This is a genomic window from Dyadobacter fermentans DSM 18053 (assembly GCF_000023125.1).
Lineage (GTDB): Bacteria > Bacteroidota > Bacteroidia > Cytophagales > Spirosomataceae > Dyadobacter > Dyadobacter fermentans.
In genome coordinates this window covers 6,510,626-6,530,212 of record NC_013037.1, presented here as the reverse complement: position 1 = coordinate 6,530,212, position 19,587 = coordinate 6,510,626, and the positions used below count along the sequence as shown (strand labels likewise).

Below are 19,587 nucleotides of genomic sequence, written 5' to 3'. Positions count from 1 at the left end.
CCGCTACTTGCCGGCCAGCTTCTTCGCCTGGGCTTCCAGAATGAGTTGCAGGTCGGCGCTCGCATCGGTAACGTGCGCGTACGAACCCATGCCCAGTTCGCTCAGTTTTTTAAGTTTCTGCCCGGTATGCTCGTGGCGCCCAAAGGTAAAAATGCTCAAATAGACGTCCTGACGCGCATTCTGGCGGATCATATCCATCACCTCGTCGCTTACGGGGAACTCGCCGTCGGTGGCGAGCACAATGCGGTTGTTGCCTCCGCGGATGTATTGCTTATTGGCGGTTTTATAGGCAAGTTTAATGCCTTCGTTCCCGTCCGTATCGCCATCGGATTGGAGCAGGTCGATCATCCTCGAAATCTCCGAAGCTTTGGCACCGGAAGTCGGTTTCAGCACTACCCTGGCCTTACCAGAATAGAGCACGATCGAAATCATATCTTCCGGCCGCACAAGCGTAAGCAGCGATTTGATGGAGCGTTTCAGCAAAGGCATTTTATACGGCGAGTTCATCGACGACGACACATCCAGCAGCAGCACCATATTATTCGGTGCGAAACCATCGAGCGAGCGAGTCACATTTTGGAGCTGTGCATTGCGGTCGACGTACACCGTGTCCACCCGCACGCGCTCCACGTACACGGTGTCCCGCGTGGCCTGCGCGGCGGGCGCGGACGGTGCAGCTTCGTTTGTGAGCGGGCGTACATTACGCACGGGAGACTGCTGTGCGGCAGGCATTTCCGCGCTATTCGTTTTGACCTGTGCAATGTCCTCAGCCGGCCTCCCGGCAGGTTTTTCGACTTTCGGCTCCTCCACCTTGGCAGGCGGCACGACGGCATTCTGAGGCTTCGTGCGCCGGAAAGCGAACACATCGGGTTGGTTGATGGTTTTCAGCAAGCCCGCCTTCGAGAGCTCTATGAAATTGTTGTATTCATACACCAGCTCATTGTTGTAGAAATAATAAAACGGCTCATAGGGGTGAGCCGCATAGCCCGGAGCCGCCGGCTTGTATTGCTGCACTTTTTCGGCAAACCGGCCCGCGTTGGCACCCAGGTCCTCGTAGGGCGTGTATGGGCAGAGTCCGTTACTGCGGCCATAGCGCTGCAAGCCTTTCATGTTTTTGTACTCGTCGGCGATCAGTTGGCGGCTATCGGCTTCCAGATTGGCCGTTTCGGGCATTTTGGTCTTTTCACCCGCCTGGTAATCGCGCACACCGAACAGGACGTCATGCCCTTTATCCATCGTTTTGAGCATGGCGGAGCCGGCGATGTACCAGGAGCTGGCCTGGGTGGCATTCGGGTAGCTTTCGTGGATGCGCCGAATGTCGTTGTAGAGCTCCTCTTTCTTTTTATCCAGCGTATTAAAAAGCACCACGTAGCGGTCAAGAATGGCATCGGAGCGTTTGAGCTGGTCTTTCAGATACTGCTTTTCGGAGGTGTAGCGGACGAGTTCGATGCTCAGCCCGTCCATTTCCTGCAATACATTCATCAAAACCTCCGCCTGGCCGGTCACAGCCTTGCGGTATGGCTCGGGAATGACCGTACTGGCGCTCAAAAGCAATGCATATTCCGACGCGGGCAACTTGAAATCCTCGTGCGAATAGCTCAGGTTTGCACGCTTCTGCGCTTTGGCGGGATCGCGGTAGTATTCGGCCGAGCTCTGGTAGTTACGCACGATCATTTGCAGCAAATGCATTTGGCGCAGCGACTGGTTGATCCAGTCCACATATTGGTTCAATGTCCTGATTAATGCCGCATTGGCGGGCGCCGGTGCCTTTTTTACGTTCAGCGGCTGGAATGTTTTGTCCTGAAACGGCGGTGTGCCGTTCGCCTCCGGCACCGCATCCCCTGCACTTCCGCTCCGCATCACCGGACTGAAAAACGGATAATTCAGCAGCAAATGCCCGGGTTTACTATACCCGACAAACGCCTTGTAAAATTCGAGCATATCATGGTTAAATTGCTCTACCAAAGACAAATACACGGCATTACCATGCGCTGCCGACTGTTGCGCTGCGAAATTATGATCATTCAGCGCACGCCGTTTGATATCCTGCATCGAGGCCAGCGCCGATTTAAAAGTCCCCACCATATCCGACGCCGGGTATTGTAGCTGGGAAGCAGTATTGCCAATGGTCGACAATGCTTTTTCATCGTCCAGCATGCTCTGGCGCACGAGTGCTACCGGCCATTCGGCCTTCGTTTCTTCACTTAAATAATAGGGCAATGCGTCCAGCAAACGCTGCTGCGCGGTTATCACCTCTCCCATTGCCTTTTCCGTAACCATGTAAGGATCAGCAGCCGGGCGGTTTTGAACGCTGGCATAAACCTGCCTGATTTGCGTATACAATGCGTTTTTATCATGTGCATAGCGTTCAAAAAGCGACTGCATTTCGGCGATCAGGGCCTCGGATTTTTTCAGATTGTCGCGTTCGTAGTCCTTTAACCGCACGTAGGTTTCGAGCGCTTTGCAGGTTTCGTCGAGCTTGTTGAGGACTTGCCAAACGTTTTCCAACCCTGCATTCAGCTGCTTCCGTTTTCCGGCCTCGATGCCCAGTCCGCCCTCCGCCTTTTTGTAATAATACGCTTCCAGCGGCCCCGACGACGGCAGGCGTAGTCCATAGTCCGGTTTTTTCCGATAGCGCGTCACATCTTCCTGGTAACCACGCAGCATTTGAAACCGCCGGATAACCTGTTCGGACGATTGGCTCAAAAATTCGATGTAATGGTTCAATGAGGTTTGCGGCGCTTCCTGCTGCGCCGCCACCGGGCGGTAGGTGAATATGAAAAGAAGAAATAGAATGTAGAGCTGCCGCATACGTAAACTTCTGGAAGTATGTGTGTTAACCAAAAACACGAAGGTCGGGATTTTTACCCGAAAACCGGTCGCACACACTCTTCCGTAAAATAAGTCAAACGCGCAGCACGCTTCCGCGAGGGCATTGTTACACCGACAAATGCGGCTCCCGCTTACCCGCCGGATTGAGATAAGCCGTCAGTTCGGAAATATCGACTTTCAGCATACGGCTTTTGAAAAGATCGGCCTTGTATTTGAAAATGAAGTTCCGCAGCGACATGCCCGTCTGGTTAAGCACGCACAGATTGGCGACATCCTCCGAAATATGGAAGCGCATCAGCAGTTCGGGCACGCGGATGTTCTTATTCTGATGCAGTTCCTCGCGCAAATAGCCGATGATCGATTCCGCAAGGTTTTGAGAACCAACCTCTTCCTCCACTTTTTTAGTCTCAAAATTATTTCTCGCCAGAATCGTAACGATCAAGTCTATACTGCCACGAATGAGCTTGTTATGCGAGGTTGGTTGCTGGGTAACTTCAAAAAGGATCTGATTGATGAGGTAAATGATCGTTTGCGCATCGCGCTCGTTGGGCAAAGGTTTGCCTTGCGTGAGCCGCACGCTGTCGCACAGGTGCTCGGCTTGCTTGTAAATGTCGGCAAAATCGGGGCTGAACTCCTTTTTCTGCAAAAAATCCTCGGAAAGCCAGGTATCGAATGCGATGACGAAAATCTCGGCGCTGCTGTCTTCCTGAAAAATCGGGTGCTGACCGGGCGAGAGCAAGATCACACCATTTTCCACATAATCGTAAAGTTTCCCGTCCAGGCTGAAATGCCCCTCTCCGGTGCGGACAAAAATGATCCGGTAATGGGGCGTCAGATCATTGTGGGTTTCCCAAACGCGGGTTCTGCTTTGCAGCACGTGGTATTTCTTGTGGGCATTGAATTGAATGACGGACATAACACAAACCTTCTGCTTTTTCAGCTCCAATTTGGTTATGCAGCATTTGGAATGAAAATACAAATCGCGGAACGCCCGTTTTGCAGGGTTGAAACGGCGTTTTTAAGCGCAGAAGTCGACGTGCGGTTATTTACCAAGCCAATTTTTAAACTCGGTCATGCGCTCGGCGCTCACAAAAGTTTCCTGCGCAGCGGCCGGGTGGAGGTCGATTTTGAGCTTCCCTGCCGAAATTGCGTGCATTTCGCGGATAGCGTGCAGCGAGAGCAGCATGTGGCGGTTGATCCGGAAAAATTCGGCCGGGTCGAGCATTTGGGAGAGCTTTTCGAGGCTGTATTCGACCGCAAAATGCCGGCCGTCGAACAACCGGAGAAACGTGGCGCGCTCTTCGATGGTGAAATACGCGATTTCGGAAGTTTTGAATGTAAATACCCTCGGGCCGGCGGTGACCAGGAAACGGTCCTTGTATTTCACGTCCGCCTTCTTCACCTCTTCATTGCTCCTTATCCGCCTGAATTTGTTCAGCGAAGCCTGCAATTCGAGCGGATTAATGGGTTTCAGCAGATAATCGATGCTGTTGGTTTTGAATGCGCGCAGCAGGTAATCGTCGAATGCGGTGGTGAAAATGACCGGGATCATGAGATCCTGGTTTTCGATGATCCGGAAACCGTTGTCGTCTTCTAGGTGGACATCGAGGAAAATTAGGTCCGGCTGCGTGTTCGCGGCATTTTGAAGGTAAGCAATGGTTTCAAACACCGACGGAATGATGGCCAGGACATGGATGGAGGGATCGATATTCCGTATTAGGTTCTGCAAGCGCTCCGCGCTGAGCTCTTCATCCTCTACGATCAGCACGTTCATGACATCAGGGGGATTTTAACGGTAAAATGCATGGCAGTTTGTTCGATCACCACATCCTTGTCCTGCAACAGTTTATACCGGCTGATAATATTCTTCAATCCGAGGCGCGTCGTAGGCTGGTCCTGCTGCCGGAGCTGCAGCGGATTGCTCACGACAAGCATTTGATCCATAATTGAAATACTGATAATCAAAGGATTAACTACCGACATGGTGTTATGTTTCACGGCATTTTCGACCAACAGCTGCAAAGTAAGCGGAATAATCGCATACCGCTCCTGTTCCGCCGGGGTGAGCCGGGAGTCGAGCACCACTTTTTCCTTGAAACGCGTCCGCAGCAGGTACATATAAGTGTCCAGAAACCGCATTTCCTCCTTTAAACTGATCTTATCCAGCTCCGATTGTTCGAGAATGTAGCGGTACGCCGAGGACAATTCCTGTATAAACTCCCCCGACTGCTCCGGCCTCGATTCCACCAGCGACGACAGCACGCTGAGGTTATTGAACAAAAAATGGGGGCTCACCTGGTTTTTCAATGCCAGAAAACGCGCGTGCATATTCTCCTTTTCCAGCCTTTCCGAGCTTACGAGGAGCTTTTTCATTTTTTCCTGCACCTGAATGCTCACGCAAAGGTAATAGGCCGCAATGAGCGCGAGGATCGTGAGCGCCTGGCCTGCCCGCCAGCGCGTGTACATGAGGTCGCGCACGCGCGGATCGCTCATTACCGGCCTGGGCAGCGGGTTCCACCATTGGCTCATGAGGCCCCACGTCCGGGCCAGCATCATATTGAAAAGGAATGCCAGCAGCACCGCCGGAATGAGGGTGATGAGCTGGTCGCGGATGCTGAACGCGGGTGATTTATCGGCACCGCTTAGGGAGGCCTGCTTTCTTAAAAACCAGTCCATCAGGTAAATCCAGGCGGTATAGAAAACGGTACTGATCACGATTTCAAGCCCGAAAAGCGGCAGGTTCCGTGGTATCGTGTTCCAATTCTGCTGAGGTACATTGATATATGTTCGGAGCGGAATGTAAACCAGTGCAAGGGCGAAACCCAGCAGCCATTTTTGCCCGAAAAGATAAGGCCGCATAGTCAAGTGGTCAGTTAGGATGCCCAAAAATAAGGTAATTTCATGAAAATTTATCAGTATTTTGCAAGACTATAAGTATTCAAAAACGTCAATCCCAACGCCTATGACCCGTTTTTTCGTTACCGCACTCGCTGCATTGCTATCCGCGAACGCCTACGCCCAGACGCTCAACAGCCTCTCCGCCACCGAGAAAAAAGAAGGCTGGAAACTGCTGTTCGACGGCAAGGACCTCAAAGGATGGCACGCCTACAACGGCAAGGCGCCCGGCTCGGCCTGGCTGATCGAGGATGGGGCCATTAAGCTCAATGTGCCCGAGCGGGCCGGCAACAAAGCCAAAAACGGCGGTGATATCGTGACCGACGAGCTCGTGAACGGCGATTTCGAATTCAAGGCCGAATGGAAGGTGAGCAAATACGCGAACAGCGGCATTTTCTTTTTCGTGCAGGAATCTCCCAAATATCAAAACATGCACAACACCGGCCTTGAATTGCAGGTGATCGACGATAAAATATATGAAGGCGCCAAAGAAAACACCCACCGCGCGAGCGATTTCTTCGGTATTGCCAATGCCCGACTGCGCGAAGGTAACCCGCAGGGAGAATGGAACAAGATCCATTTTATCGTCAAAAAGGGCAAGCTGACCGTTTATCAGAACGAGTTTATGGTGCAGGAGCACGACCTTAACGGCGCCGACTGGAAACAGCGCATTGCCAACAGCGGGCTCAAAGCCGCTCCCATCGCCAAAGGCACTTACAACGGACGCATTGGTTTGCAGGATTGGGGCAGCACGGTTTGGTACAGGAATATCAATTTGAGGAAACTGTGACACGGCGATGTCGCATTGCCCCCCTTTCGTTGTCCCGTTATCACCCGCAGCCATTCTCCGGGCGCATTTACCTTTGTGTTGTAACACTATTCAGCCACCATAATATTGAAGCACAATGGAAAAACCTGCATTACACCCGTATTTAATGTTTGAAGGAAATTGCCGTGAAGCGATGGATTTCTACAAAAGCATTTTCGGCGGTGAAGTGAGCATGATGACCTTCGGCCAGGTCGACGACAGCTGCCCCGCGGCCATGCGCGATCAGATCATGCACGCCACGCTGATGGGCGGCGAGGTCGATTTTATGGCCTGCGACAGCCCCCAGCCCGGACCGCTGGCAGGCGACAAGATCCAGCTTTCGCTCAGCGGCTTCGACGAAGCTAATCTCCGTAAAAAATTCGAACAGCTCAGCGAAGGCGCCATCGTCATTACCGTACCGATGGCCAAACAGGCCTGGGGAGAAATTTTCGGCGCTTTCAAAGACAAGTACGGCATCGACTGGATGATCGACGTGCGGGCGCAATAGCGAATGCAAGTATTTCGGAAGCCGGGGCCACGCTCCGGTTTTTTGCATTTAATCCCCTTTCACAAAACGCTCCTGCAAGTACCAGCGGGCGCACGAATCGCCGTCCATCCGGCGGACGAAGCTGAAATAAATATCGGAAGGACAGCCATAGGCCCCTACAAAAGCGACCCCGATTTTCGGGTATTTACGCACGAGACTGTCCGGCACCACGAGCTGGTTTGAAGTCGTAGTCATGTAAACGGGCACGTACGTCTGCGCGCCAGTGGTATCCCGCAACGGTGCCAGGACCCAGTCGAGGGCTATGGAAGAAGGCGAATCAGCCGTGAGCAGCAGCCCGGTGGTATCCTTATAGCAATCCGCCGAAACCGTCACCCGCTCCACCGCCACGCAATCGGTGCGGATACCCACTTTCTTTTCGGAACAGGCCAGTGCAATGGCAGCCAGCACCAGGAATTTTTTCATAGAGAAATCGAATTTTAACGTGTGACACGGTCTGTTACCAGGAAGTTGTAGCTCCATGTCATCTAAGCGTTAATTTTCGATTTTCTCCTCCCATCCGCTCAATTTTAGGAACAAGTTGTAGTCGCGAATATTCAGCATTTCTACAACAGCTTGTTTCTTGTCGGGAGCTTTGTCATAATAAGCTTTACAGATTTGGTACCCTACCCAATAACCCTGGTCCGGCAGATCACCTGCATTTGAGCGATCACTATTCGCAATCCAGTCAGAAGATCGGTTTAAATACATATCTTTTTTAAACCTCATCCAGATATTTTTTTCTTTGCCTTTTGCCCATTCGAACAATCGGTGGTTGGCCGTTCGTCCGCTGATTAATTCTCCCAAAAAATCGGCCATTCCTTCTTTGATCGAATGGCTTAACGTGGTGGTATCGCGCCGCATGCCCTGTTGTTGAAAATGAATAAGCTCATGCGCTATCAGATTGGGAAGAAACTTCGATTCACTCAATAAATTCCTCTTTTTCGAGTCAAATTCAGCGACCGGAGTATCATCCGAAAGGCATACCTGGTTTAACCCTATAAGAAGTCCTGCATCCGAAACAGTGCCTCCGCTTGTGAAGGCGCCCATTACAAAGTAAATGTCGGGAAACTTTGCCGCTGGGTATATTTCTTTAAAAGCCACAAAACTGCATTGAAAATCCTTCCGGAAATCGTCTATTTGAAGGGTTGCTTTACGTATAGCCTGATAGAACAAAGGCGCCGATCGGATGTGCTTCAAAAAATAGTCAATTGAGCTTACCTTGGCTCCCATGTAATCCTTCATTCCCGGACTAGCCATATCAAAGTAAAACTGTTGAAAAACTTCCCTGACATGACCAGAATCCGTGTTAGCCTTATCATATGCATCCCAGAACCGGTAGATGTCATCCGTTACAATCCTGACTTGGGCTGGGTCGCTGTTCAAGCTTCGGATTTCCTGAACCTCCCCGGCCAACTTCTTCCACTTTGCATGGGTGTGAATTGAGTTTAAATCAGGGTCTGTTGTAAGATGGTTTTTGTTGGTATAACCTAGCTCGATTGCCTTTTCCAGCATCAGAATCGCACTGTCAGCCTGGGCAGTTAATGCGAAGCAGCAGGCTGCATTGTAATACATATCCCTTTTTTTGGTGTCAAAGTCTTTAAGAGGAACCGACTGCAAGTAGTAATAAGCTGCTAATGAATAGTTTTTACATTCATAAAGACTATCGGCGGTCTTTTCATACCGCATACCAACCGGTATACGTTGCGCATGACCCAAAATGCATGGAAGCAAAAAAGTGACTAGCAGTTGGAAGGATTTCATTGCGTATGATTCGATCTTGGATCACCTAATCTATATCACCTTCCAATCCGTACTTAAAATCACTTTTCAAAGGGTGAGTTTCAAAATACTATCGGCAAAAACCATTGTAATTGGAACGCATTTTGCTATTTTTGAAATCCATTTATTGATATTAAAAGTATCAAAACTAACTCAAAAACGTTCCATATGTCCCGCCCGCTCCTGAAAAACGGCATGTTTAGCAGGCTGCAACAAGATATTCTTGCTTTGCAGGGATTTCGGGCGCCTGTTGGGGGAAGGAAAATCGACTTCGGGCTTGGAGCAATGGATTCGGCGTTTCCGAACGGTGCTTTTCCTATCGGCGCGGTGCACGAATGGGTGAGCACCGACCCTGAAAGCGCGGCGGCAACAACCGGTTTCATGGCCGGATTATTGGGCAAGCTGATGGGAGAACACGGTATATGCCTGTGGATCGGAATCCGCCCGATCGTGTTCGCAACGGCGCTCAAAGCATTTGGCATCGAGCCGCATCGCGTGATTTTTATTGACCTCGCCCGGGAAAAAGATGTGATCTGGGCTGTGGAAGAGGCACTGAAATGTGAGTCGCTGGCGGCGGTGGTCGGGGAAATTCGGGAAATCACATTTACGGAATCGCGCCGGCTTCAACTGGCGGTGGAGCAGAGCCGGGTTACGGGCTTTCTGCATCGGATCAATCCGCGTGCGGTGAGTACGCTTGCCTGCGTGTCGCGCTGGCAGGTAACGCCACTGGCAAGTCATATTGAAGCAGGGATGCCGGGTGTGGGACATCCCTGCTGGCGAGTGGAATTGCAAAAAATCAGGAATGGCGAACCAGGCCAATGGGATATGCAATGGGTAGCAGGGCGATTTGAATACCTCGAAAAGGAAACCGAAAGCCGTGCCGCGGCAGTTACCACAGGCGCTTCGCCATACATTGCGCAAAGGGCTTAGGCAAAAGAAATCTGCTTATTTGATCTGCCTCTTGAAAAACTTCCACGACTCTTCGAACATATCGAAATCGGTGATGAATTCGTGCTTGCCGTTAACGACTTTCAGCAAGGTTACTTCCGGCTTGCCCTTGGCCTGATAAGTGTATTTTTCCACGGTGATGTTGTTGGAAGTATCCGCGTCCGGCATCATGGATTTGACAGGCTGGCCTGCATATCCGTCCAGTTTCGCCCAATATTGGAATGATTGGTCCGTCGACCGGACCGTGCCCAGCGTGACGCCCGTAGTTTTCACTTCCCCGCCATCGTAAGGGTTCGTCTGATCGGCCGTTCCATTGGTGATCATCACAGGGATCGGCACGTTCATAGGTGTGCAATCCATATTTTCGTCGGTAGGCATATTGGCCACAACGGCCGAAATAGCCCTGATCTTACCCGGCATCGTGAGCGCCAGCTTGTACGACATATGCCCGCCGCCCGAGAAACCGGTGGCAAAAACCTGTTTTTTGTTGATTTTATATTTGGAAGCGAAGAGATCGATCAGCGCTTCGAAAAACGCCTCTTCATTGAGATTCTGGACATTGGCCAGCGCTGTGGAAGCCTTCCGGCATTCATTCCAGTATCTTTTATAACCTCCCGGATACACCACCATCACATTATCGGATGCCGCATGCGATTCGATTTTTGCACCGCGGCTCACCAGGCCCATGGGCTCGCCACCCGAACCATGCATGACAAATACCAGGCTCGCACCAGGCCTGACTTTCAGCGCCGGATTGTATGCAAAAACACGGTAATGGCCCTCGATCAACAAAGAATCGAGCACGTGCTGCGCATTGGCTGTGAATGCGAAAACGATCAGGAATGCGGAAAGGAGCTTTTTAAACATGAGTGAACGCAAATGGATTAATTTCCGCAAGTTAATCATCAACGCTTCAACATCCGCTTTTACTTTTTAATGGTAATGTCGGGAAGCGGCGCTTTGGCAACGTCCGCGATGAGCGTCTTTCGCTCGGATTTCAATCGGGTCAGAAACGGCTGAATGTCCTTTCCATAAGCGCGGTTACTAAGTGCGTAGAGCAGAATGCCCTTCTGCCCCGACTTCGCCGTAACCGACTTGAAACGGTAAACATCATGCTCGTAAATGCTTTTTGAGTCATCGGCGGCCGACTGGCCCAGCAGACAGTCGATGATCTTCTCGCCCGTTGCCGCATTACCAATTACCTCATAACGAACATCCAGCGTCTTTTTCAATTGTTCCAATTCCCGGAGTTTCGCCCCTACGGCATCGTCAACACTTGCAGAGGTATTCACGAAATCAATGGTAATCATGGATTGATAATTCGGCAGGGCATCGCCGGAAACCAGGTATTCCTGCTTGTAAAGCGAGGCGTCCGGGTGCGACGACCACGCCAGCTGATAGCTCTTCTTTTGCAGCACAATTGGCCCCGGAATGCCCAGGTAATCAACAACAGGCTTGCCACTCTGACCAAAACCCTGAACGGAGGCCAGCAGTGAAGCGGCAACGAGAGAAATGAATGGAATGATCATTTTTATGCGTGTAGGATTAATTTCAAAACAGAAATGCGATCCGGCGCAGTGCTGGCCGGATCGCAAACTTATCACGTCATATCCCTAAACGCAACGCGCAAAGGCCGTTAACCCGGTTATAACTTCCCTGAGTCACAATATTTTGAGCTAACGGTGATCTCAGCCCTGAGCCCTGGCAAGGTAGGCGTCCAGCTGGCCCCAGGTGCCTTCATAGCCCTGGTGCATGCTTGCATTGAGGTCCGAAAAGGTTTTCTCCTGCTCCGGCGATGCATTCACGGGTTCGGCGTGGAGCGTGAGGGTGGTTACGCCGTTGGTTTCGCTCAAAGTAATTTGGTTGTGCACTTCCAGCGGAAAGTCGAACGGGAACGGCGATGAGCTGATGTTCCCTTCGGGGTCCGTAAATGCGCTGAGAAATTGGATGGAATCGGGCTTTTCGATCTTTTGATAGCGGAAAAGTGCCCACATGGACATTCCGCCGTTATCCAGTTTGTAATGCGTCCTGCCGCCTTCCCGGAAGTCGAAACTGAGGAGCGTTAGGGTTGATCCCGCCGGTCCCCACCATTCGGCAAAGGCCTCTCTCGAAGCATAGGCATCGAAAACGAGCGACTGAGGCGCCTTAAATTGACGTACAATGGTAAGCGATGCTTTTTTAGCTGTCTGATTTTCCATTTGATTGATCGGATTGTTTGTTGTTTTGGATTTTGTTCAAATAATGATCGAGAGAGTCGAACTGCGCATTCCAGAACTGACGATATTGATCCACCCAGTTGGAAACCTCTTTCAAAGCTCCCAGTCGTGCTTCGCAAAACCGCTCCCGCCCTTCCTGCCTCACTTCCACCATCCCGCATTCGATCAGTATTTTGATGTGCTGGGACACCGCCGGCCGGCTGATCGAAAAATTGTCTGCGATGGCATTCAGGTTCATGGGTTGGTAGGCGATCAGGTTAATGATTTGCCTGCGGGTAGGGTCTGAAATGGCCTGAAAAACATCTCTTCTTGCTTCAACGGACATATATGTAAGTATTTGCTTACACAATATTATATGTAAGTATTTACTTACGCAATATTTTTAAGAATTTTTTTTCAACAAGCATGAAAATCACTCGCAACTTTCAGTTCATTTTGATATTATTGTAATCTATTTTGAGATATTTAAAATATCATCACTATATAACCACTTCATCAACAAATCATTACAATGCCAGATCGTTTTGCATCCATATGGTTCCCAAATCTGGCGACGGACCATCAGATTCGCGTCCGGCCGGAGCTTTACGGGCTTGAATTTGCACTCGCGGTGCCGGAGCGCGGGCGCATGGTAGTCACCGCATCGAGCGCCGAAGCAAAAGCGCTGGGCATTGAAGCGGGTATGGTGGTGGCTGATGCCCGGGCCATTCTGCCGTCGCTCATCGTGCTCGACGACGAGGCGGAAGTGGCACGGCAGGCATTGCGGTCGCTGGCCGAGTGGTGCCTCCGCTACACGCCCACCGTTGCCCTGGATACGCCCGACGGACTGATACTGGATATAACGGGATGTGCCCATTTGTGGGGCGGCGAAAAAGCCTATGTGCATGACCTCATCGCCAAACTGCATCAGGCCGGCTATACCGCCCGTGCAGCCTTGGCGGGCACCGTTGGCGCGGCGTGGGCGCATGCACATTTCGGGGTTTCGGGAACGATCGTTGCGCCGGGCGAGCCGCATAACGGGCTGCTAAAACTGCCGCCGGCCGCCCTCCGCCTCCCGCCCGAAACGGTAGAGAAAATGCAGAAGCTGGGCTTTTATTACATCGGCGGGTTCGTCCGCATTCCCGCCAGAATGCTGCGCCGGCGTTTCGGAGAGGATTTGATGGAAAAGCTGAACAAGGCGCTGGGCTATGCGCATGAATTCATCGAACCGATCCGGCAAACTACCCCTTACCAGGAAAGGCTCCCCTGCCTGGAACCCATCGTAACCGCCACGGGCATTGAAATAGCCTTGCAAAAACTCCTCGAAACGCTTTGCGGCCGCCTGGCGAAAGAGGGTAAAGGGCTGCGCAAAAGCGTTTTGCGCTGCTATCGCGTGGATGGCCAGGTGCAGCGGATCGATATTGTAACCAATCGGGCGTCGCATCATGTCAAGCACCTTTTCCGGCTGTTTGAGCTGAAAATCAAGACCATCGCCCCCGGTTTCGGGATCGAACTGTTTCTGCTGGAAGCGCCCGAAGTGGAAGACATGAGCGTTACGCAGGAAACCATGTGGGACACAACGGGCGGTTTCGAAAGCGCTGCCATTACCGAGCTGCTCGATGCCGTAACCGGCCGGACCGGCACCGACGCCGTGCATCGTTACCTGCCCGACGAACACCATTGGCCGGAAAGGTCTGTCAAACTGGTTACCTCACTCCGCGAGCAACCGAAAACCACTTGGCGAACCGATCGCCAAAGACCGGTTTTCCTGCTCCCGAAACCGGAGATCATTGAGGTAACCGCGCCCGTGCCCGACTACCCTCCCACCGTTTTCAGGCACAAGGGTAAAGTACATTATATAGATAAATCCGAGGGGCCCGAGCGCATCGAGCAGGAATGGTGGCTGCAACAGGGCCTCCACCGCGATTATTACACACTGGAAGACCAGGACGGGCGGCGTTACTGGGTTTTCAGGCTCGGGCCGTACTCCGAAGAAGAGGAAGCAGAGCGCCCTGAATGGTTTTTACACGGTTTTTTTGCCTGATAAACAGCCTTTACGGCTTGTCGGGTTACACTTCATCATCATGAACTATACGGAACTACAAGTCACCACGAATTTCACCTTCCTGCGTGGCGGATCACATCCCGAAGAATTGGTCGGCCAGGCAATTGAGCTGGGTTACAAAGCCATTGCCATTACCGATCGCAACACGCTCGCGGGTGTGGTACGTGCGCATGCGGCCGCGAAGGGCAAGGATTTCCGCATTATCCCCGCCTGCCGGCTCGACCTGCTCGACGGCCCCAGCCTGCTGGCCTATCCTACGCACCAGGCAGCTTACAGCCACCTTTCCGCATTGCTCACCGAAGGCAACCTTCGCACGGAAAAAGGCAAATGCGACCTTTACAAGGCCGATGTGTACCGGTACGCGGAAGGGATCAGGTTCATTGCGGTGCCGCCGGCCGCACTCAACGAGTCCTTCGACTTCGACCCTTCCTTTGAGCAAAATCTGCGGGAATATCGACGGGCGCTCGGAAAAAGCCTTTATCTCGGTGCGATACGCTCTTACCAGGGCGATGACATGAAAAAACTTTACCGCCTCGACCAGCTTTCCCAGCACCTCGACATCCCCCTCGTAGCGACCAACGACGTGCATTACCACAACTTCCAAAGGCGCGAATTACAAGACGTGCTTACGTGTATCCGCGAGAAATGCACCATTTACAACGCTGGCTTCCGCCTGCACGAAAACGCCGAGCGGTACTTGAAACCGGCCGCCGAAATGCAGCGCCTCTTCATGAAATTCCCCGAAGCCATCGAGCGAACCCAGGAAATCGCCGACGCCTGCCAGTTTTCGTTGAGCAGTTTGAAATATGTATACCCAGAAGAGCTGACGACGGAAGGGCGGACGCCCATGGAAGAACTGATACATTTGACCTGGCTGGGAGCGAAAAAGCGGTTTCCGAAAGGTATCCGCCCTGATATTCATGCTAAAATCTTACACGAATTTAAGTTTGTTGAGGAAATGAATTATGCCGCCTATTTTCTAACGGTGTATGATATTGTCCGGTTTGCAAACGAACAAAAAATTCTTTGTCAGGGACGCGGTTCGGCCGCTAACTCGGTTATTTGCTATTGTCTGGGCATTACCTCCGTAGATCCTATTGAAATTGACCTGCTTTTCGAACGGTTCATTTCTTCTTCCCGAAATGAGCCACCGGACATTGATGTCGATTTCGAGCATGAGCGGCGCGAGGAGGTCATGCAGTACATTTATAACAAATATGGCAGAGACCGGGCCGGTATCGTCGCCACTGTTACGCAGGTGCATCAAAAAGGTGCGGTGCGCGATGTGGCGAAAGCAATGGGCATGTCCATGGATGCGATCAGTCGCCTGTCGAGTTCGTTATGGGAGTTTACAGACGAGTGGTTTGACGGCAAGCTTATTACCGAGCACGGCTTCAATCCCAATGACCCGCATTTGATTAAAATCCTCGATTTAACAAGACAATACATGGGTTTCCCACGGCAGCTGGGCCAGCATACCGGTGGATTTGTGATCACGCAAGGCAAATTGTCCGACCTCTGCCCTATTCTCAATGCCAGAATGGAAAACCGCACCTGCATTGAATGGAATAAGGACGATATCGACACATTGGGTTTTCTGAAAATCGACGTGCTGGCACTTGGCATGCTCACATGCATTCGCAAGGCATTCGATTTACTAAAACAACACTATGACATTGAGCATAATCTTGCCAGTATCCCGCCGGATGATCAGGATGTGTATGATATGATTTGCAAAGCCGATACAATCGGTGTTTTTCAAATCGAAAGCCGGGCGCAGCAGTCGATGTTACCCAGACTAAAACCACGGTGTTTTTATGACCTCGTCATTGAAGTAGCCATTGTACGTCCCGGCCCGATTCAGGGTGACATGGTGCATCCTTATTTGCGCAGAAGGAATGACGAAGAGGAGGTCGTGTATCCCAAAAAAGAACTCGAAGACATTCTGAAAAAGACGTTGGGTGTTCCACTTTTCCAGGAGCATGCGATGAAGATCGCCATTGTAGCAGCAGGTTTTACCGCCACCGAGGCCGATGAATTGCGCAGAAGCATGGCTACTTTTAAATCCAAAGGCATTGTTAACACACTCAGGGACAAGCTCGTTAACGGAATGGTCAAAAACGGCTACGAAAAAGATTTCGCCGAGCGGATTTTCAAACAACTCGAAGGCTTCGGAAGTTACGGCTTTCCGGAAAGCCACGCGGCGAGTTTTGCATTGCTGGTGTATGTGTCGTCGTGGATCAAATGCCATCATCCCGATGTGTTTGCGGCCGCGTTGCTCAACAGTCAGCCCATGGGTTTTTACCGCCCGGCCCAGATCGTGATCGATGCGCGCAATCACGATGTGAAAGTGCGGGAGATCGATATTAACCACTCTTTTTGGGATAATACGCTTGAAAACATCCCCGGCGAACAATGCGCATTGCGGCTTGGTTTCCGGCAGATCAAAGGGCTTAGGGAGGAAGAAATGCAGATTCTCACCAATGCCCGCACGCAACCGTTTACCCATATCCATCAATTGCTCGAAGCCGGCATATCGCATACCGCGTTGGAAAAACTGGCCGATGCGGACGCATTCAGGTCGATCGGCTTCGACCGCCGGCAGGCATTCTGGGAGGCATCCGCATTGGCTGACCGACCGATGGGGCTTTTTGCCGGGCAACCGTCGCCCCGTGAAGCGGACGTGGAATTGCCGCAAATGACGCTCGCCGAGCATGTAATTCATGATTACGCCACCACGTCGCTATCGTTAAAGCAACACCCCGTCAGCTTCGTGCGCGAACAGCTGGATGCACTCGGCGCTGTACCGAGCAAAGCGCTTGAACTTATTCCGGATAGCCGGATAGTGAAAGTGGCAGGCCTGGTGCTCGTACGCCAACGGCCGGGCACGGCCAGCGGCATTTGCTTTATCACCGTGGAAGATGAAACCGGCACGGCAAACCTGGTCGTTTTTCAGAATCTTTTTGACACTTATCGCAAAGAAATCCTGCGCTCCAAATTGCTGATGGTCGAGGGAAAAGTGCAAAAAGAAGGCTCTGTGATACACGTAGTGGTGAGCAAATGCATGAATGCATCGGGATTGCTGCGGCAGCTGGGGCCCCACGAAGAACAGGAGCCGGATGTGCTCACCTTATCGCGCGCCGACGAAAAGGACGAATACGACTCCCTGGCAAAAGGCCGGAAGTTGCAGGCACGGAAAAACGTTCAGGCAGAGATTTTCCCCGCATCGCGCGACTTCCGGTGACCAGGCGAAACCCTGTCGAGATCGATTACCTGCATTTTGTAGTCCGCAGGCAGCAGCAGGTTGCGAAGGAACGTCCCCACGCCCAGTTCCCGGCTTACTTTGTAAACCGGAAGCAGCAAGTCCACAAGCCATCCCCGCCCCATGCCAAGCAATGCATTCACGCGCTCGGGAACGAGCTGCATTTGCACATTTTTCAGCAAATGGAAGCGGTACCAGCCCAGGTGTTTCCGGTATTGCCGGTAGAGATCGACGGTGAAATGGCTTTCGACAAGGTTTTCCTGCAAATGTTCCGCGCGCATCCGCTCCCACGTGCGCAGGTCCGCAGGCAACCCGGGCACGCCCATGCCATCGCCTACCGCGCGAAAAACATGGAACAGCTCTTCTTTTTCCGCCATTGTCAACTTTCTTTCGAGCATTTCGAATGAGCGAATGGAGTAATCGATCAGCATGAAAAGCACGTCGCGGTAGGCACTGTCGGGGATGCGGGCGTTGCGGCTCCGCTCCACGCCCTGGTGGATCGAAGCGATCTGACGAATGGCGTGCATCGCGTCGTCATATTCCGAAAACACAATTTGCCGCGCATACGCCACAGTCGAGAAAAGCCGCCCCAGCGGATCTGCGGGCAACTTTCCTGTAAAATAGAGCCAATCCACAGACTTATTTAATGCAAATTCCGCCGACGCTCCCGCAAAAATAAACAGTATCGTATCCCCCTTCCCCCAGATTTCCCGAACGATCGAGCCTTCATTCACAAACCATTTCATATCGCATATTTTTTGATTGCCCTTCCTCACCAGGAAGCGTTTTGACCTTCGACAATATCGATTCCAACAACGGCAGCATCGCATTCAGCCCTTCTGTTTTAACGATAAAATTCCATAGCGGTTCGAATTTTTTCCAGCCGCCTGTATACAGAAAATGCTTGGCCATGTGCTTCACCGAATCATGGTGCAGGCTGGATTTGATGATGTTTTTCCAACTATAAAAGGCGTCGTACGCCCACCAGTAGCCTTGTTCCAACGCCTCGGCGCTGAGCCCCGCCGTTTTGTACACCACATGCCGGGTGTCGTACAAATCCCAGTTGCGTGTGACGATGCGGCCGGCAGCCTCCATGTTTTTGTATAATTCCGTGCCGGGATAAGGCGTCAGAACATGGTAGGTGGACGTGGTAATGCCGTGGTTAACACCCCAGTCGACGGTCCGTTTGAACACGTCGGCATCATCCTCGTCCAAACCAAAGACAAAGCTGCCGTTGATCATAATCCCCAGCGAATGCAGCCTGTTGACCGCTTTTGCGTAATCCTTTTCCAGGTTTTGCTTTTTGTTGCTTTGCTTTAAATTTTCAGGTGAAAAGGTTTCGAAACCCACAAAAAGGCTTCTCAATCCTGCCTCGGCCGCCTTTTCGATCAGGTTTCCTCTTAATATAGCGTCCACCGTGGAAGCACCCTGAAAAACGCGGTTCATTCCCCGCATTCCTTCAAAAAGCGATTCCGCAAACCTGGCATTGCCTAGCAGGTGATCGTCCAGAAAATACAAGTGACGGCCCGGCAACCTATCAATTTCGGCCAGCGCGTCGTCCACCAGTTGTGTGTAAAATGTTTTCCCTCCTTCAAAAAAAGCGTCTTTGTAGCAAAAACTGCAATGGTGCGGACAGCCTCGCGTCACAACGATGGAATTGGGAACGAGATAGCGGCTGCGCTTGATGAGATCGCGGCGGATGGGCGGAATGCCTGCCAGCGTCCTGACCGTCGAAGTGTAGATTCTCTCCGGGGTTCGGTTTTTGAAATCCGCCAGAAAACGCGGGAATGTATCCTCGCCCGGACCAATAAAAATGCTGTCGGCGTGCGGCAGGGCCTCGTAGGGAAGCGAAGTAACATGCAGACCGCCCAGAATCACGTAACAGCCCTTCTTCCGGTATTCATCCGCAATGCTGTAAGCGCGAAAAGCATTGGTAATGTACACCTGAATCACTACCAGATCGGGCGCATCGTCCGTCCGAAGCGCCTCGACGTGCTGGTCTTGCAGGTCGATCTCGTCCTCCGGCGAAAGGTAGGCGGCCAGCGTGGCCAGCCCGAGCGGCGGAAAGAGCGAATACTTGATAGGCCTCCACAGCGGGTTCTCCGCTTCTGTCAGTGCCGGCAGGATCATTTTTACTTTCATATCCCATTACTAAAAAGTACTTTGCATTACAAAGTAAAATGATGGTTTTGAATTAAACAATACGCCGCACCGCATTTCGGACAAATAAAAAATAGCCCCCGAAAATCGCGGGCT

The 19,587-nt window shown here is 51.8% G+C and carries 17 protein-coding genes; 5 read left to right on the top strand and 12 right to left on the bottom strand.

Going from position 1 to position 19,587, the window contains the following annotated elements; all coding sequences use genetic code 11:
- Positions 1 to 3 precede the first annotated feature (3 nt).
- The 4 genes from DFER_RS26965 to DFER_RS26950 all read right to left on the bottom strand — a co-directional run bounded on the left by DFER_RS26965 (position 4) and on the right by DFER_RS26950 (position 5,691).
- Positions 4 to 2,850 (bottom strand): VWA domain-containing protein, encoded by a 2,847-nt coding sequence (locus DFER_RS26965; protein WP_229206126.1) that lies wholly within the window; start codon positions 2,848 to 2,850, stop codon positions 4 to 6.
- A gap of 88 nt (positions 2,851 to 2,938) precedes the next feature.
- The gene (locus tag DFER_RS26960; RefSeq protein WP_015814840.1) at positions 2,939 to 3,748 is read right to left on the bottom strand and encodes a hypothetical protein; all 810 of its coding nucleotides are present in this window, start codon (positions 3,746 to 3,748) and stop codon (positions 2,939 to 2,941) included.
- A gap of 126 nt (positions 3,749 to 3,874) precedes the next feature.
- Positions 3,875 to 4,606: a LytR/AlgR family response regulator transcription factor gene (locus tag DFER_RS26955; RefSeq protein ID WP_015814839.1), complete on the bottom strand. Its 732-nt coding sequence runs from the start codon at positions 4,604 to 4,606 to the stop codon at positions 3,875 to 3,877.
- A complete protein-coding gene (locus DFER_RS26950; protein ID WP_015814838.1) occupies positions 4,603 to 5,691 on the bottom strand; it encodes a sensor histidine kinase in 1,089 nt (362 codons plus the stop codon). Before DFER_RS26950 ends, DFER_RS26955 begins: the two co-directional genes overlap by 4 nt.
- Before the next feature lie 103 nt (positions 5,692 to 5,794).
- On the opposite strand from DFER_RS26950, the gene DFER_RS26945 reads away from it, so the two are divergent.
- Complete coding sequence (locus DFER_RS26945) at positions 5,795 to 6,517, top strand: 3-keto-disaccharide hydrolase (RefSeq protein WP_015814837.1); 723 nt, start codon at positions 5,795 to 5,797, stop codon at positions 6,515 to 6,517.
- Between the two features lie 145 nt (positions 6,518 to 6,662).
- Entirely contained in the window at positions 6,663 to 7,043 is a 381-nt protein-coding gene (locus DFER_RS26940) for a VOC family protein (protein WP_050774726.1), read from the top strand.
- Positions 7,044 to 7,091: 48 nt separating this feature from the next.
- Here DFER_RS26940 and DFER_RS26935 read toward each other — a convergent pair whose 3' ends face one another.
- Positions 7,092 to 7,505 (bottom strand): hypothetical protein, encoded by a 414-nt coding sequence (locus DFER_RS26935; protein WP_015814835.1) that lies wholly within the window; start codon positions 7,503 to 7,505, stop codon positions 7,092 to 7,094.
- Positions 7,506 to 7,574: 69 nt separating this feature from the next.
- Complete coding sequence (locus tag DFER_RS26930) at positions 7,575 to 8,843, bottom strand: gliding motility protein GldB-related protein (protein ID WP_041735553.1); 1,269 nt, start codon at positions 8,841 to 8,843, stop codon at positions 7,575 to 7,577.
- A gap of 186 nt (positions 8,844 to 9,029) precedes the next feature.
- Here DFER_RS26930 and DFER_RS26925 point away from each other — a divergent pair, with 186 nt between their 5' ends.
- Positions 9,030 to 9,791 carry an ImuA family protein gene (locus DFER_RS26925; RefSeq protein ID WP_015814833.1) on the top strand — a complete coding sequence of 254 codons (762 nt, stop codon included), beginning with the start codon at positions 9,030 to 9,032 and terminating at the stop codon, positions 9,789 to 9,791.
- A gap of 15 nt (positions 9,792 to 9,806) precedes the next feature.
- Here DFER_RS26925 and DFER_RS26920 read toward each other — a convergent pair whose 3' ends face one another.
- The 4 genes from DFER_RS26920 to DFER_RS26905 form a co-directional block, all read right to left on the bottom strand.
- Positions 9,807 to 10,676, bottom strand: a complete 870-nt coding sequence (locus tag DFER_RS26920) for a CE1 family esterase (protein ID WP_041735551.1) — start codon at positions 10,674 to 10,676, stop codon at positions 9,807 to 9,809.
- Positions 10,677 to 10,735: 59 nt separating this feature from the next.
- Positions 10,736 to 11,338 (bottom strand): HI_0983 family protein, encoded by a 603-nt coding sequence (locus DFER_RS26915; RefSeq protein WP_015814831.1) that lies wholly within the window; start codon positions 11,336 to 11,338, stop codon positions 10,736 to 10,738.
- A 159-nt stretch (positions 11,339 to 11,497) separates the two neighbouring features.
- A complete protein-coding gene (locus tag DFER_RS26910) occupies positions 11,498 to 12,007 on the bottom strand; it encodes an SRPBCC family protein (protein WP_015814830.1) in 510 nt (169 codons plus the stop codon).
- On the bottom strand, positions 11,988 to 12,350 hold the full coding sequence (locus DFER_RS26905; RefSeq protein ID WP_015814829.1) for an ArsR/SmtB family transcription factor: 363 nt from the start codon (positions 12,348 to 12,350) through the stop codon (positions 11,988 to 11,990). Before DFER_RS26905 ends, DFER_RS26910 begins: the two co-directional genes overlap by 20 nt.
- 186 nt (positions 12,351 to 12,536) lie before the next feature.
- On the opposite strand from DFER_RS26905, the gene DFER_RS26900 reads away from it, so the two are divergent.
- Together DFER_RS26900 and DFER_RS26895 are read left to right on the top strand one after the other, a co-directional pair.
- Positions 12,537 to 14,048 carry a Y-family DNA polymerase gene (locus tag DFER_RS26900; RefSeq protein WP_015814828.1) on the top strand — a complete coding sequence of 504 codons (1,512 nt, stop codon included), beginning with the start codon at positions 12,537 to 12,539 and terminating at the stop codon, positions 14,046 to 14,048.
- A gap of 40 nt (positions 14,049 to 14,088) precedes the next feature.
- On the top strand, positions 14,089 to 17,313 hold the full coding sequence (locus tag DFER_RS26895; protein WP_015814827.1) for an error-prone DNA polymerase: 3,225 nt from the start codon (positions 14,089 to 14,091) through the stop codon (positions 17,311 to 17,313).
- On the opposite strand, the gene DFER_RS26890 is transcribed toward DFER_RS26895, so the two are convergent.
- Both DFER_RS26890 and DFER_RS26885 read right to left on the bottom strand, forming a co-directional pair.
- Positions 17,274 to 18,077, bottom strand: a complete 804-nt coding sequence (locus tag DFER_RS26890) for an oxygenase MpaB family protein (protein WP_015814826.1) — start codon at positions 18,075 to 18,077, stop codon at positions 17,274 to 17,276. The two genes, DFER_RS26895 and DFER_RS26890, sit on opposite strands and share 40 nt — an antisense overlap.
- Entirely contained in the window at positions 18,058 to 19,473 is a 1,416-nt protein-coding gene (locus DFER_RS26885; protein WP_015814825.1) for a B12-binding domain-containing radical SAM protein, read from the bottom strand. Before DFER_RS26885 ends, DFER_RS26890 begins: the two co-directional genes overlap by 20 nt.
- Between the last annotated feature and the right edge of the window lie 114 nt (positions 19,474 to 19,587).

Bases quoted from the DNA above. Each gene is read 5' to 3' on its own strand.
- DFER_RS26940 (WP_050774726.1), top strand. From the start codon at position 6,663: ATGTTTGAAGGAAATTGCCGTGAAGCGATGGATTTCTACAAAAGCATT.
- DFER_RS26895 (WP_015814827.1), top strand. From the start codon at position 14,089: ATGAACTATACGGAACTACAAGTCACCACGAATTTCACCTTCCTGCGT.
- DFER_RS26905 (WP_015814829.1), bottom strand. From the start codon at position 12,350: ATGTCCGTTGAAGCAAGAAGAGATGTTTTTCAGGCCATTTCAGACCCT.
- DFER_RS26910 (WP_015814830.1), bottom strand. From the start codon at position 12,007: ATGGAAAATCAGACAGCTAAAAAAGCATCGCTTACCATTGTACGTCAA.
- DFER_RS26885 (WP_015814825.1), bottom strand. From the start codon at position 19,473: ATGAAAGTAAAAATGATCCTGCCGGCACTGACAGAAGCGGAGAACCCG.
- DFER_RS26960 (WP_015814840.1), bottom strand. From the start codon at position 3,748: ATGTCCGTCATTCAATTCAATGCCCACAAGAAATACCACGTGCTGCAA.
- DFER_RS26930 (WP_041735553.1), bottom strand. From the start codon at position 8,843: ATGAAATCCTTCCAACTGCTAGTCACTTTTTTGCTTCCATGCATTTTG.
- DFER_RS26945 (WP_015814837.1), top strand. From the start codon at position 5,795: ATGACCCGTTTTTTCGTTACCGCACTCGCTGCATTGCTATCCGCGAAC.
- DFER_RS26920 (WP_041735551.1), bottom strand. From the start codon at position 10,676: ATGTTTAAAAAGCTCCTTTCCGCATTCCTGATCGTTTTCGCATTCACA.
- DFER_RS26925 (WP_015814833.1), top strand. From the start codon at position 9,030: ATGTCCCGCCCGCTCCTGAAAAACGGCATGTTTAGCAGGCTGCAACAA.
- DFER_RS26900 (WP_015814828.1), top strand. From the start codon at position 12,537: ATGCCAGATCGTTTTGCATCCATATGGTTCCCAAATCTGGCGACGGAC.
- DFER_RS26955 (WP_015814839.1), bottom strand. From the start codon at position 4,606: ATGAACGTGCTGATCGTAGAGGATGAAGAGCTCAGCGCGGAGCGCTTG.
- DFER_RS26950 (WP_015814838.1), bottom strand. From the start codon at position 5,691: ATGCGGCCTTATCTTTTCGGGCAAAAATGGCTGCTGGGTTTCGCCCTT.
- DFER_RS26890 (WP_015814826.1), bottom strand. From the start codon at position 18,077: ATGAAATGGTTTGTGAATGAAGGCTCGATCGTTCGGGAAATCTGGGGG.
- DFER_RS26935 (WP_015814835.1), bottom strand. From the start codon at position 7,505: ATGAAAAAATTCCTGGTGCTGGCTGCCATTGCACTGGCCTGTTCCGAA.
- DFER_RS26915 (WP_015814831.1), bottom strand. From the start codon at position 11,338: ATGATCATTCCATTCATTTCTCTCGTTGCCGCTTCACTGCTGGCCTCC.